We start from the raw sequence: 13,030 nt of genomic DNA, 5'->3' as shown, positions 1-13,030 counted from the left end.
CTGTTTACGATCTGCTGCGCGTCGGCGATACGGCGTTAAAAACCAGCTCAAAATGCTCATGTACCGCTCGTACATTCCGCTTTTTCGCTCGTTTTCGCCTTGTCTCGCCTTAGCTCGCGAGATCGTAAACACGCTCTAAGAACCTGTTCCAGGTCTGCTGCGCTTCGGCGATACGACGTTGAAAATTAGCTCAAAATGCTCATGTACCCCTTGTGCATTCGTCTGGCCCGCTGGACTTCGAACAGGTGCTGGGGCGCGTCGATATCGGCTAGAATGCCCGGCCATGAGCGAGCCGACATCTCTTTACCCGCAACTGGAAGCGGCGCTGCTGTGCCGCGACGTCGAGCGCAAGATGGCGCTGGCGGTCGAGGTCTTGCACGGCTGGCGCGTCGACGCCTTGCCGCGCGCGGAGGCGCCGCCGCCGTACCCACTGCCCGAGGCCGGACGTCCTCCGCTGCCGGAACTGGTGCATCCGTCCAAGGTGCCCAAGCGCAGCCTGTCCAACCGGCAAGGGCACGCCGCGCTGCTCCACGCCATCGCCCACATCGAATTCAACGCGGTCAATCTGGCGCTGGACGCCGCCTGGCGCTTCCGCGAGATGCCGGACGCCTTCGTCAGCGATTGGCTGCAGGTCGCCGCGGAAGAGGCGCGTCATTTCTCGTTGCTGCTGCGGCGTTTGCGGGAGCTGGGGCACGACTATGGCGATTTCCCGGCTCACAACGGCTTGTGGGCGATGAGTTGCAAGACCGATTACGACCCGCTGGCGCGCATGGCCCTGGTGCCCAGGGTGCTGGAGGCGCGCGGTCTGGACGCGACGCCGGGCATCCAGCGGCGGTTGGCCGGCATCGGCGATCACGCGAGCGTGGCGGTGCTGGACGTCATCCTGCGCGAGGAAGTGGGGCATGTGCGCATCGGCAACGCCTGGTTCGGCCGGCTGTGCCGGCAGCGGGGGCTGGAGCCGGAAGCGTGCTTTCAGGAACTGCTGCGGCGCCACGATGTCCAGCTTTACCGCGGGGCCTATAATCTGGCCGCCCGCGAGCGGGCGGGGTTTTCAGCCAAGGAGCTGGACGCGCTGCGCGCGCTGTGCGAAGACGATACCGCTTCAGCCGGCTAGAATGCCGGCGGCCTTACCTGGAACTACGAAACATGCTATTGAATTTGTTCAAGAAGATGCAGCAGCAGCGGCGCTTCGCCATGAAGGTGCTGCTGCTCAGCACCTTGGTCTTTGCGCTCAGTTCGGCGCTGTGGCGCGGCCTGGACGGCGGTCCCGGCCCCTTGCTGGCCATCCTGTGCCCGCTGGCCATGCTGCTGGCCCTGATCTGCCAGTTCAGCGCTTTGCTGGCATTGGCGAAAAGACCTTAAACCGGAAAAGGATTTTTAAAACAGCGGCTTAAAGTGTTGCTTGCGGACGGCGGGCGGACTTGACTGGCTACGGCAGGCCGCGCATAATCGCCCCCGTATCGATAAGGGTCAGGGCTCCACATTGGGTGGAGCCTTTGCTTTTTGGAATTTTCGGAGAAACCGAGTCATGGACCATCAGGCATTCCTGCGCCAATTGGAAACCAACGCGCTGCCTGCATCCGACTTCAACCATCGCGCGCATCTGTACGCCGCCTGGGCCTATCGTCGCCAATACCCGGCGCCGGAGGCTGCCGCCCGCTGCGCGCGCGCGCTGTCCCGTTTCGCCATGGTGAACGGCGCGGCGATGAAGTACCACCATACCCTGACCATGGCCATCCTGGTGATTCTGTACAGCCGGATGGCCAGCCAGCCGCAGTTGCTGGACGATTGGGAGGCGTTCGCCAGCCACTGCCCGGACATGCTGGCCGATCCCCGCGCAGTGATTCTGCAACATTATTCTTCAGAGCGCCTGGACGACGAGTCGGCGCGCAAAGGCTTTGTCGAGCCGGACCGCGAGCCGTTGCCGATGTCCTGTCTGCTGCACTGAGCCCACCGCTCAACGAACCCACCAGAATAAACAATGAAAGCACCAGAACTTCTGCTGCCGGCCGGCACGCTGGACAAGATGCGCGCCGCCTACGACTTCGGCGCCGACGCGGTCTACGCCGGCCAGCCGCGCTACAGCCTGCGCGCCCGCAACAACGACTTCAAGCTGGAAGAGCTGAAGCAGGGGATAGACGAAGCCCACGCACGCGGCAAACTGTTCTTCGTCGCCAGCAACATCCTGCCGCACAACAGCAAGATCAAGACCTATATGGCCGATATGGAGCCGGTGGTCGCGATGAAGCCGGACGCGCTGATCATGGCCGATCCGGGCCTTATCATGATGGTGCGCGAAAAGTGGCCGGAAGTGCCCATCCATCTGTCGGTGCAGGCCAATACCGTCAACTACATGGGCGTCAAATTCTGGCAGAAGCTGGGCGTGTCGCGCATCATTCTGTCGCGCGAGCTGAGCCTGGACGAAATCGCCGAGATCCGTCAGCAATGCCCGGACATCGAACTGGAAGTCTTCGTCCACGGCGCGCTGTGCATCGCCTATTCCGGCCGCTGCCTGCTGTCCGGCTATTTCAACCATCGCGACCCGAATCAGGGCACCTGTACCAACGCCTGCCGCTGGGACTACAAGGTGCACGACACCCAGGGCGACGACGCCGGCGACGTGCAGACCATCAAGTTCGACTTCAACAAGGCGCTGGAAGAGGCCAACCAGAGCTTCGCTTCCTGCGGCGGCGCAGAGCGCCATCCGCTGGCGGACAAGACCTATCTGATCGAAGAAGGCAGCCGCCCGGGCGAGCTGATGCCCATCATCGAAGACGAGCACGGCACCTACATCATGAACTCCAAGGACCTGCGCGCGGTGGAGCAGGTGGAGAAGCTGGCCAAGATAGGCGTGGATTCGCTGAAGATCGAAGGCCGCACCAAGAGCCTGTACTACGTGGCGCGCGCCGCCCAGGTCTACCGCAAGGCCATCGATGACGCCGTGGCCGGCCGCCCGTTCGATCTTGGCTTGCTGGCCGAGCTGGACGGCCTCGCCAATCGCGGCTACACCCCGGGCTTCCTGGAGCGTCACCAGACTCAGGAATACCAGAACTACCTCACTGGCCACTCCAAGGCCAAGCAGAGCCAGTACGTCGGCGACGTGCTGTCGGTGGACGCCGACGGCTGGGCGCTGATCGAGGTGAAAAACCGCTTCGGGGTGGGCGACCGCATCGAGGTGATTCATCCCAGCGGCAACCAGATCATCGAGCTGGCGCAGATGACGCGCAACGATCAGCCGGTGGACGTGGCGGCCGGCAACGGCATGCAGGTCAAGATTCCGGGCATGCAGGGCAAGGAAAAGGCTTTGCTGGCGCGTTTGTTCTGAACCGCGCCGACGCGGAGTTGCGCCTGACGGGCGGCCATTGCGGCCGCCCGTTTTTTATGGCGGAGCGCCGGCCTCGTCAGGCTCTTATGTTGAACATAGTTAACGATGTGAGCACAGCCTGTGGCGGGCGTGTTTATTTTTTTGCGCGGCAGCATCGATAAAAGTTGCACGGTTCTAAAAACATGGTTAAAAAGGTAGGGCGTTACAGATAGATGTGTGAATTTTATTAAACACACGCTGGGCGCGGAGAAATGAGAGACAAAGAGGAGACGATGGATGCCGGCCACCGCCTGTCCAGGGCGAGCCAGCCGGCTTTCCGCACAGGTTTCCCCGGCTCGCGCGTCGTCGTTCCGGCGGCGCGCAGGCCATAAATGACCCTTGGCACCTTGACGCTTTGCAAGCTGTCCACGATTTCGCGGACCGGTTCTTACAAATCGTAGCGAACGGACAGCTGGAATCGCGCGCGATGCGGTGTAAGTTGGCAAAGCGGCGCTCGTCGTCCGCAGCCGTCGGCAGCGGCGTTTCGGCGCGCCGGCATCGCGTTTGGCCTTGAGCGGCTTTCGCCGCCAGGGGAGAGGGAGCGGCGTCATGGCCCGGCAACGGGCGCAGAGGGCGGCGCTGAACTTGTCGTCGGTCAGGCCGGGCCTACGCCGGTCGCGGCCTTCCATTAAGGAAACCTGTCATGAAGAAGCTGGTTCGCAATCTGTTTTGTTCGCTGCTGCTGCTCCCCGCGATGGGCGCGCAGGCGGAGGACAAGGCGCTGAATGTGTACAACTGGTCGGACTACATCGCCAAGTCCACCATTCCCGGGTTTGAAAAACAGAGCGGCATCAAGGTCAAGTACGACGTTTACGACAGCGACGACACCTTGCAGGCCAAGATGCTGACCGGCCGCGCCGGCTACGACGTCGTGGCGCCCACTTCCAACTTCATGGCCAAGCAGATCGAGGCCGGCATCTATATGAAGCTGGACAAGTCCAAGCTGCCCAATCTCGCCAATCTGGACAAGGCGCTGATGGCCAAGATCGTCGACGCGGACCCCGGCAACGCGCACGGCGTGCCCTGGGCCTACGGCACCGACGGCCTGGGCTACAACCTGAACAAGGTCAAGGCGGCGCTGGGCAAGGACGCGCCGCTGGACAGCTGGGACATCCTGTTCGATCCCAAATACGTGTCCAAGCTGAAAGGCTGCGGCGTGTCGGTGCTGGATCAGGCCAACGACGTGTTCGCCGTCGCCTTGCACCACCTGGGCAAGGACCCGAACAGCAAGAATCCCGCCGACTACCAGGCCGCTTTCGCCGCGCTGAAGAAAATCCGCCCCTACATCACCCAGTTCAACTCCTCGGGCTACATCAACGACCTGGCCAACGGCGACATCTGCCTGGCGCTGGGCTTCTCCGGCGACATCAACATCGCCAAGCACCGCGCCCGCGAGGCCAAGCGGCCCTACCAGCTGGCCTATGTGATACCCAAGACCGGCGCGCCGCTGTGGTTCGACGTGATGGTGGTGCCCAAGGACGCGCCGCATCCCGAGGCCGCGCACAAATGGATCAATTACATCCAGTCGCCGGAAGTCAACGCCGCGATCACCAATGAAGTGTTCTATCCCACCGCCAACGCCGCCGCGCGCAAATTCGTGAAGCCGGAAATCGCCAATGACCCGGCGGTGTACCCGCCGGACGCGGTGGTGAAGACGCTGTTCCTGCTCAAGCCCTTGCCGGCCGACATCATGCGCCTGCAAAACCGTTTGTGGACGCAGTTGAAGACCGGTCATTGACCGCCGGGCCCGGACGGCGACAGCCGCGTCGGGCCTGACCCCAACCCATGCCGATTCGTCCTCCCGGGCCCGCGCCGCGCGACGCCCGCGGACGGACGCGTCCGGCGCAGAGTGGAGAGCATGTCCCGGGTCATCCAGCCTCCGGCTGTGGGTGGCCTGGAGCCGGTGTCCCGGCCCCGCGCGCAGCGGGCCGGGCCGGACTCCGAGGAGAGATCAAGAGGAAGCCGCCGCGCCACCGCCCGCATCAGACGGGCCGGGCCGTCGGCAAAACAAGCAATGCAAGCCAAGCCGGAACGCGCCGGCCACGTGGTGCTGACATGAAAAGTCTCAAATTAAAACAATGGTTGCCCAGCGGACGGACCACCGTCATCGGCATCCCGTTTCTATTCCTGTTCGTATTCTTTCTATTGCCCTTCCTGCTGGTGGTGGGCATCAGCTTCTCGCAGCAGCAACTGGGAATCCCGCCTTACACCCCGCTCACCAAGCTGGAAGACGATGTCTTCTCCATCGCGCTGAACATCAGCCACTACAAGTTCATGCTCAGCGATGACTTGTACTTCGCCACCTACATCAGCTCGGTGAAGATGGCCTTCGTCTCCACGGTGCTGTGTCTGCTGATCGGCTATCCGATGGCCTACTACATCGCCCGCGCCTCCGATCGCGCGCGCGACACCCTGATGATGCTGGTGATCCTGCCGTTCTGGACCTCCTACCTGATCCGGGTCTACGCCTGGATAGGCATTCTGAAGAACGACGGCTTCCTCAATCAGTTCCTGCTGTGGCTGGGCGTCGTCGACACCCCGCTGCGGCTGTACCACACCAATTGGGCGGTGTATATCGGCATGGTGTTCTCCTATCTGCCGTTCATGATCATGCCCTTGTACGCGCATCTGGTGAAAATGGATCTGCGGCTGCTGGAGGCGGCCTACGACTTGGGCGCCAAGCCATGGAAGGCCTTCGTCCAGGTCACCTTGCCGTTGTCCAAGAACGGCATCATCGCCGGCAGCCTGCTGGTGTTCATCCCGGCGGTGGGCGAGTACGTGATTCCGGAGCTGCTGGGCGGTTCCGACACGCTGATGATAGGCCGCGTGATGTGGGACGAGTTCTTCAACAATATGGATTGGCCGATGGCGGCGACAGTGACCTGCGTGATGGTGCTGCTGTTGCTGGTGCCGATGGCGCTGTTCCAGCATTACCAAGTCAAGAGTATGGAGGCCGCCAAATGATCAAGCCGAACAAGCCGCTGTCTTTCCTGGTGCTGGGCCTGGGCTACGCCTTTCTCTATCTGCCCATCGCGCTGCTGATCCTGTTTTCCTTCAACGAGTCCAAGCTGGTGACGGTGTGGTCCGGTTTCTCCACCAAGTGGTACGCCGCCTTGCTGGAAGACGAGGAGCTGATCAACGCGGCCTGGCTCAGCGTCAAGATCGCCTTGATGACGGCCACCGCCTCGGTGGTGATCGGCACCTGGGCCGGCTTCGTGCTGGCTCGCTTTGGCCGTTTCCGCCTGTTTCCCTTGTTCGCCGGCATGGTCAACGCGCCGCTGGTGATCCCGGAAGTGATCCAGGGCATTTCGCTGCTGCTGCTCTTCGTCGCCATGGAGCAGGCCTTCGGCTGGCCGGAGGGCAGGGGGGTGTTCACCATCTGGATCGGCCATGTGATGCTGTGCGTGTCCTATGTCGCCATCGTGGTGCAGTCGCGGGTGCGGGAGCTCAATCTGTCGCTGGAAGAGGCGGCGATGGATCTGGGGGCGCGGCCGCTGAAGGTGTTCTTCGTGATCACGCTGCCGCTGATCTCGCAGGCGCTGATTTCCGGCTGGCTGCTGTCGTTCACGCTGTCGCTGGACGATCTGGTGCTGACCGCCTTCCTGTCCGGCCCCGGCTCCACCACCTTGCCCATGGTGATCTTCTCGCGGGTGAGACTGGGCTTGAACCCGGAAATGAACGCGCTGGCCACCTTGTTCATCCTCTTCGTCTCCGTCGGCGTCATCGCCGCCAACTTCTACATGCGCGCGGCGGAGCGCAAGCGCGAGCGTGAAATGAAGCTGGCCTTCGCCCAAGGCTGAGCGCGGCGGGCCGGCGCCGTCGGGCGACAAGACGACGGCGCCGGCCGTCTTTCGTTTTCCTCCGCCATCGGCGACAATGCCGGAATCTTTTTCTTATGGTTTCGTCATGTCGCGATTGAAGTCCTGGCTGCAAGACCGCTGGTCGCTGCCCGTCTACCGGCCGGACCCGCGGCAGCCGCATCATCAGGCGGACGGCTACCGCAATCTGTTCCCGTTCCAGCAACCGAGACTGGCCGACGTGCTGCGCTGGGAGTGGCAGCGCGGCCGCATGCCGGCGGTGACGCACAGGCTGGAGCGCATCCCGCGCCGGACGCCGGAGCTGGCCGCGCTGCAGGCCAACCGGGGGCGGCCGTCGCTGACCTGGGTCGCCCACGCCACCAGCTTCATTCAGTTGTGCGGCAAGAACATTCTGATCGACCCGATCTGGTCGCGCCGCGCCTCGCCGTTCCAGTGGGTCGGGCCGGAGCGGCGGCTGCCGCCGCCGATGGCGCTGCAAGAGCTGCCCGCCATCGATCTGGTGCTGATCACTCACAATCATTACGATCATCTGGATTTCAACACCGTGCGCCGGCTGGCGCGCCAGCCGGCCGGCTGCCCGCGCTTCGCCGCGCCGCTGGGCGTGGGCGTGACCTTGCGGCGCGCCGGCGTGCCGGCGTCGCGCATTCAGGAGCTGGACTGGTGGCAGCGCTGCCGGCTGGACGGCGTGGAGGCGGAACTGACGCCGGCCCACCACTGGAGCAAGCGCTGGATGGCCGGCGATGAAAACCGCGCGCTGTGGGGCGGCTTCGCCGTGCGCGGCGACGGGCTGCAATTCTGGTATCCCGGCGACACCGGCTATCAGGACCAGCTGTTCCGGCTGATAGGCGAGCGCCTGGGCGCGGTGGATCTCGCCCTGCTGCCGATAGGCGCTTACGAGCCGCGCTGGTTTCTCAGCCCCCAGCACGTGAACCCGGAGGAGGCGGTGCGCATTCTGCTGGACACCGGCGCGCGCGCCGCCTGGGCGGTGCATTGGGGCAGCTTCATCCTCACCGACGAGCCGCTGGATCGGCCGCAGGACGATCTTGCCGCCGCCTTAGCGCAATGGAATATCCCCGCCGACGTGTTTCAACTGCCGGCCATGGGCGAAACCCGCTGGTTTTGAGCCGATTGCCGGCAGAAAATCCCAAGCGCGGCGGCTCGGCAAGCACTTTGCCTATATGGCTTGGCCGCAAGCATTGCCCCTGATGGCAAGCGGGAATACAATCAAGCAGTAGTTTTTTTCAGAAGCGAAGACTAATTTTCGTTTTCGCGGCAATTCTTGGGGCTCTAATGACTATTCTTCAACTGATCAATCAACGGGTGCAGGCAGCCCTGGCGGCAGCCGGCGCGCCGGACGCGCCCGCCGTGGTGCAGCCGGCGTCCAAGCCGGAATTCGGCGACTATCAAGCCAACGGCGTGATGGGCGCTGCCAAGCAGCTTAAGACCAACCCGCGCGAACTGGCCCAGAAAGTGGTCGCCGCGCTGGATCTTGCCGGCATCGCCGACAAGGTGGAAATCGCCGGTCCGGGTTTCATCAATATTCATTTAGCCCCTGAATATCTTGCCCGACGAAGCGAAGCCGCCCTGAAAGACGACAAGCTCGGCATCCGTCGCGTTGCGCCGCAACGCGTGATGGTGGAGTACTCCTCGCCCAACCTGGCCAAGGAAATGCACGTCGGCCACCTGCGCTCCAGCATCATCGGCGACTCGCTGGCCCGAGTGATGGAATTCGTCGGCCACGACGTGGTGCGCGCCAACCACGTGGGCGACTGGGGCACCCAGTTCGGCATGCTGACCGCCTACCTGGTGGAAACCAGCCACGCCGGCGACGCCGAACTGCAGCTGTCCGACCTGGAAACCTTCTACCGCAACGCCAAGGTGCGTTTCGACGAAAGCGAAGACTTCGCCAACCGCGCCCGCGACTACGTGGTCAAGCTGCAAGGCGGCGACCAGGAAGTGCTGAAGCTGTGGGAGCAGTTCGTCGACGTGTCGCTGAAGCATTGCGAAGCGGTGTACCAGAAGCTCAACGTCGGCCTCAAGCGCGAGCATGTGCGCGGAGAATCCTCGTACAACGACGACCTGCCGGTCATCGTCGACGAGTTGCGCGCGGCCAGCCTGCTGACCGAGGACGACGGCGCCCAAGTGGTGTTCCTGGACGAGTTCCGCACCCAGGAAGACAAGCCTATGGGCGTGATCATCCAGAAAAAGGACGGCGGCTATCTGTACACCACCACCGACCTTGGCGCGGTGCGCTACCGTCACAAAACCCTGAACCTGGACCGCGTGATCTACGTGGTGGACGCGCGTCAGAGCCAGCACTTCGCCCAGATGTTCTCCATCTGTCGCAAGGCCGGCTTCGCGCCTGAGAGCATGAAGCTGGAGCACGTTGGTTTCGGCGTGATGATGGGCGACGACGGCAAGCCGTTCAAGACCCGCTCCGGCGGCACCGTCAAGCTGATCGAACTGCTGCAGGAAGCGGAAGAGCGCGCCTTCGCGCTGGTGTCGGAGAAGAACCCGGACCTGCCGGAAGCCGAGCGCCGCGAGATCGCCGCCGCAGTCGGCATCGGCGCGGTCAAGTACGCCGACCTGTCCAAGAACCGGATGAGCGATTACATCTTCAACTGGGACACCATGCTGGCCTTCGAGGGCAATACCGCGCCCTATCTGCAATACGCCTACACCCGCGTGCAGAGCGTGTTCCGCAAGGCGGACGGCTACGACGCCAACGCCGCCATCGTCATCACCGAGCCGGCGGAGAAGCACCTGGCCGCAGCCTTGTCCCAGTTCGAGGACACCTTGCAGGCGGTGGTGGACGGCTGCTATCCGCACTATCTGTCCCAGTACCTGTACAATATCGCCACGCTGTTCTCGCGCTTCTACGAGGCCTGCCCCATCCTGAAGAGCGAGGGCGAGGTCCGCGCCAGCCGTCTGCAACTGTCGGCGCTGACCGCCAAGACGCTGAAAACCGGTCTGGATCTGTTGGGCATCAAGGTGCTTGATTCGATGTAAGCCGGCCTGATCGGCTTAAGCATGCCGCCCGCGCTTTGCGCCGGCGGCATTTTTCATGCTGTGCGGAAATCGGCGGCGTTCAGCGCGCCGACGACGGCTTGCCTGCGTCGGCATCCGCGTCGGCGTCCGCCGCCGGCTTGTCCGTGTTGGCGCGCGTCGGGTCGCTCGCCGCGGCGTGGAGCATGTCCAGCGCCTTGGACAGGCCCGCTGGCAGGGCGGAGGCCGGGCGTCCCGTGTCGATGTGGTATTTGGCCGATGGCGCTTGCTTTTTCATATTCGCTTCCTTGGCGTTGGGGCGGCGGATCGCTGTCGATGTCCACGTCATTGGACGGCCGCCGATAAAGCACTTTTAATGCGATCCGTCCGCCTTGTCCAGCGCCACTTGGTTTCGGCCGTTGGCCTTGGCGCGGTACAGGGCCTGGTCGGCGCGCTTCACCACCGCTTCCGCTTGCGCGTCGGCGGGACGGGCCATGGCCAGGCCGATGCTGATCGTGACCGTGCCGACATCCGGCGCTTGCGCGTGCTCGACGGCGGCGCGGATTTTTTCGGCCAGCACCGCGGCGCCGCTGTCGTCGGTGTCGGGCAGCAGCAGCAGGAATTCTTCGCCGCCGTAGCGGGCGGTGAAATCCGTGAGGCGGGCGGTGGCCTGCAAAAGCTGGGCGATGTGGCGCAGCACGCGGTCGCCGGCGTCGTGGCCAAAGCTGTCGTTGACGCGCTTGAAGTGGTCAACGTCCAGCAACAACACCGAGTACGGCGCGCCGCTGCGTCCGTAGCGCAGATGTTCGTCGCGCAGCTGTTCGTTGCAGGCCATGCGATTGTTCAGCCCGGTAAGCGCGTCGCTGCGCGCCTGCTGCGCCAGCCGCGTGGCGGTGCGCACCAGTTCGTGGTTGACCTCGCGCAGGGAGTCGGTGCGCTCCTCCACGAGTTGTTCCAGCTTGGCGTTGATGTCGGTCAGTTCCTGCTTGCGGGCCAGCAGGGCGGTGGCCATGTTCCGCATCGCCCGCGACAGCTGCCGCAACTCCTGGGCGCCGCTGGCCAGCGTCCAGTCGGCGTGCTCGTCTCCCTGGCCGATGCGTTGGGCAATGCCGGCCAATTGCTCCAGGGGCTGGCTGAACAGCGCGGCCAGCCGGTAAACGGCGACCATCAGCAGCAAGGTGGCGGCCAGGCCCAGCAGGATCAGGCTGGCCCGCAACTGGCTCAGGGCCGCCAGCGCCTGTTGCCGCGGCTGGCGGACGACCACGCGCCAGTCCAATCCGGCCTCGCGGACCCGGGCCTCGCTATACAGATAGTCCTTGCCGTCGGGCCAGGCCCCCAGGTGGAAGTCCCGCCCGGAAGGCAGCGGCGCGGGCGCGCCTTCCTTGCCTATCGCCTCGAAGGGCGACAGCATATTGTTGCGCTTGTCGATGATGAAGACCTGCTGCGAAGTCTTGGCCGGCAGACGCTCCCGTATCGTTTCCTCCACCCAGGCCCAGAGCGCGTGCGTGGCCAGCACCCCGCGCAGCTTGCCGGCGGGATCGTAAATCGGGGAGGCGAAGTCGACGAAGCGCAGCGGCTCTCCGTTGCGGGCGGTGGAGGGGATGAGCTTTGCCAGCAGCACAGCCTGGTGGACGTCGCCGACAAAGGGGGCGCTGCGGCCGTGAATGAACCAGGGCCGCTTGGCCGCGCTCTGGCCTTGCAGCATGCCGCTGGTGGCGGAGACGATGTTGCCGTCCGGATCGGCGATGCCTATCCAGGCGTAGTAGCGGTAGGCTCGCTTGGTGCGCTCCAGGCTGTTGCGCAGATCGTCGCCGTCCAGCGGCGCGCGGACGTAGGCGGGGGTCTGCGCCAGCAGCACGACTTCGCGATGGCGTTCCTGCAGATTGGTGGCGATGGCTTTGGCGATGTTGTCCGCCAGCGCGTGCATGGTTTCGCCCTGGTTCTGCACGATGCGGCTGCTCAGCACTTGGTCCAGGAAGAGCGCGGCCAGCAGCGCCGAGGCGAGAAACAGTCCGCCGAACAGCGCGGTCAGCCGTAGCCGGAAGCTGTCCGGCAAGCTTGGGAACACGCGGGGCATGGTCGCTTTGCGGGGGTGGCGATGACTGGATTATAGATGCGGCGCGAGTCGGGACGCACGCCGAAGAGAGCGGGGCGCGTTGGGCGCGAGGCGACAAAAAACCCCGAAAGCCTTGAGCCATCGGGGTTTTGTAGTCTTCATGACGCGTCATGAAACAGTGTTGTGGTGGAGGCGGCGGGAATCGAACCCGCGTCCGAAAGTCCTCTACAGTGAGTTCTACATACTTAGTCGTGTCATTTGGATTTAACCGCTGCCACGCCGACGGACAGGCTGGACTTTGGCGAGTTACCTATTGTTTCGCACTATGCCAAGTAACCCGACATAGCACTAGCAGATGTAAAGTGACACTACAGGGTTTTGACGCCCCCGGCCCATCTGCGAACCGTTGTAGTGTCTAGCTAGCCCTTAGGCTGCCAGAGCGTAAGTTTCGTCGTTTGCGACTAAATAAACTCAGTGTTTTACGGGGTGACTGAAATCCCGGTATGCCCTCATCTGCTTCGCAACCCTCGTCGAAACCAGGTCGCCCCCAGATAAGAATCCAGATTATATAGACAATGCGCGCCCAAGGCTAGTTCCGCGGCCGTTTTTGTACGAATTCAACCGCAGCGGGGCGGGGCCGGGCGGCGAGGCCGGCAAGAGATGACAGTTGTCATAGGGTTGCGCTTGAAACGGATTCAGTGTTTTCGCCGCGCAAGCCGGCGTCCGGCGAGTGTGGGAAATCAGGCTGTCGGAAATCAGGACCGTGGTCTAGATTGATAGTTTTATCAATGCGCAATTGAGCGGAAC

Annotated in this window: 11 protein-coding genes and 1 other RNA gene; 9 read left to right on the top strand and 3 right to left on the bottom strand. The window is 63.5% G+C overall.

Annotated elements, in window-relative coordinates; translation table 11 throughout:
- Positions 1-283 precede the first annotated feature (283 nt).
- From JW897_RS05270 to argS, 9 genes are all read left to right on the top strand, one after another.
- Positions 284-1,114 (top strand): ferritin-like domain-containing protein, encoded by an 831-nt coding sequence (locus JW897_RS05270; protein WP_048413920.1) that lies wholly within the window; start codon positions 284-286, stop codon positions 1,112-1,114.
- A 32-nt stretch (positions 1,115-1,146) separates the two neighbouring features.
- Positions 1,147-1,362 carry a hypothetical protein gene (locus JW897_RS05265; RefSeq protein ID WP_048413919.1) on the top strand — a complete coding sequence of 72 codons (216 nt, stop codon included), beginning with the start codon at positions 1,147-1,149 and terminating at the stop codon, positions 1,360-1,362.
- Positions 1,363-1,528: 166 nt separating this feature from the next.
- Positions 1,529-1,948 carry a hypothetical protein gene (locus JW897_RS05260; RefSeq protein ID WP_048413918.1) on the top strand — a complete coding sequence of 140 codons (420 nt, stop codon included), beginning with the start codon at positions 1,529-1,531 and terminating at the stop codon, positions 1,946-1,948.
- Between the two features lie 33 nt (positions 1,949-1,981).
- Complete coding sequence (trhP, locus tag JW897_RS05255) at positions 1,982-3,325, top strand: prephenate-dependent tRNA uridine(34) hydroxylase TrhP (protein WP_205465388.1); 1,344 nt, start codon at positions 1,982-1,984, stop codon at positions 3,323-3,325.
- Positions 3,326-4,007: 682 nt separating this feature from the next.
- Entirely contained in the window at positions 4,008-5,102 is a 1,095-nt protein-coding gene (locus tag JW897_RS05250) for a polyamine ABC transporter substrate-binding protein (protein ID WP_205465387.1), read from the top strand.
- Positions 5,103-5,419: 317 nt separating this feature from the next.
- Positions 5,420-6,328, top strand: a complete 909-nt coding sequence (locus tag JW897_RS05245; protein ID WP_048413915.1) for an ABC transporter permease subunit — start codon at positions 5,420-5,422, stop codon at positions 6,326-6,328.
- Entirely contained in the window at positions 6,325-7,164 is an 840-nt protein-coding gene (locus tag JW897_RS05240; protein ID WP_048413914.1) for an ABC transporter permease subunit, read from the top strand. The genes JW897_RS05245 and JW897_RS05240 overlap by 4 nt, the downstream gene beginning before the upstream one ends.
- Positions 7,165-7,270: 106 nt before the next feature.
- Positions 7,271-8,305 carry an MBL fold metallo-hydrolase gene (locus tag JW897_RS05235; RefSeq protein WP_205465386.1) on the top strand — a complete coding sequence of 345 codons (1,035 nt, stop codon included), beginning with the start codon at positions 7,271-7,273 and terminating at the stop codon, positions 8,303-8,305.
- 167 nt (positions 8,306-8,472) lie between these two features.
- Entirely contained in the window at positions 8,473-10,191 is a 1,719-nt protein-coding gene (gene argS, locus JW897_RS05230; RefSeq protein ID WP_205465385.1) for an arginine--tRNA ligase, read from the top strand.
- Positions 10,192-10,270: 79 nt separating this feature from the next.
- On the opposite strand, the gene JW897_RS05225 is transcribed toward argS, so the two are convergent.
- The 3 genes from JW897_RS05225 to ssrA all read right to left on the bottom strand — a co-directional run bounded on the left by JW897_RS05225 (position 10,271) and on the right by ssrA (position 12,772).
- A complete protein-coding gene (locus JW897_RS05225; protein WP_205465384.1) occupies positions 10,271-10,465 on the bottom strand; it encodes a hypothetical protein in 195 nt (64 codons plus the stop codon).
- A 75-nt stretch (positions 10,466-10,540) separates the two neighbouring features.
- A complete protein-coding gene (locus tag JW897_RS05220; RefSeq protein WP_205465383.1) occupies positions 10,541-12,244 on the bottom strand; it encodes a sensor domain-containing diguanylate cyclase in 1,704 nt (567 codons plus the stop codon).
- A 163-nt stretch (positions 12,245-12,407) separates the two neighbouring features.
- Positions 12,408-12,772: a transfer-messenger RNA gene (gene ssrA, locus JW897_RS05215) on the bottom strand.
- Between the last annotated feature and the right edge of the window lie 258 nt (positions 12,773-13,030).

It is taken from the genome of Chromobacterium alkanivorans (genome assembly GCF_016937655.1).
Lineage (GTDB): Bacteria > Pseudomonadota > Gammaproteobacteria > Burkholderiales > Chromobacteriaceae > Chromobacterium > Chromobacterium alkanivorans.
Note: the sequence above shows the minus strand (reverse complement) of the source record. Positions and strands in the feature narration are given on the sequence as shown.

Bases quoted from the DNA above. Each gene is read 5' to 3' on its own strand.
- JW897_RS05270 (WP_048413920.1), top strand. From the start codon at position 284: ATGAGCGAGCCGACATCTCTTTACCCGCAACTGGAAGCGGCGCTGCTG.
- JW897_RS05265 (WP_048413919.1), top strand. From the start codon at position 1,147: ATGCTATTGAATTTGTTCAAGAAGATGCAGCAGCAGCGGCGCTTCGCC.
- JW897_RS05260 (WP_048413918.1), top strand. From the start codon at position 1,529: ATGGACCATCAGGCATTCCTGCGCCAATTGGAAACCAACGCGCTGCCT.
- trhP (WP_205465388.1), top strand. From the start codon at position 1,982: ATGAAAGCACCAGAACTTCTGCTGCCGGCCGGCACGCTGGACAAGATG.
- JW897_RS05250 (WP_205465387.1), top strand. From the start codon at position 4,008: ATGAAGAAGCTGGTTCGCAATCTGTTTTGTTCGCTGCTGCTGCTCCCC.
- JW897_RS05245 (WP_048413915.1), top strand. From the start codon at position 5,420: ATGAAAAGTCTCAAATTAAAACAATGGTTGCCCAGCGGACGGACCACC.
- JW897_RS05240 (WP_048413914.1), top strand. From the start codon at position 6,325: ATGATCAAGCCGAACAAGCCGCTGTCTTTCCTGGTGCTGGGCCTGGGC.
- JW897_RS05235 (WP_205465386.1), top strand. From the start codon at position 7,271: ATGTCGCGATTGAAGTCCTGGCTGCAAGACCGCTGGTCGCTGCCCGTC.
- argS (WP_205465385.1), top strand. From the start codon at position 8,473: ATGACTATTCTTCAACTGATCAATCAACGGGTGCAGGCAGCCCTGGCG.
- JW897_RS05225 (WP_205465384.1), bottom strand. From the start codon at position 10,465: ATGAAAAAGCAAGCGCCATCGGCCAAATACCACATCGACACGGGACGC.
- JW897_RS05220 (WP_205465383.1), bottom strand. From the start codon at position 12,244: ATGCCCCGCGTGTTCCCAAGCTTGCCGGACAGCTTCCGGCTACGGCTG.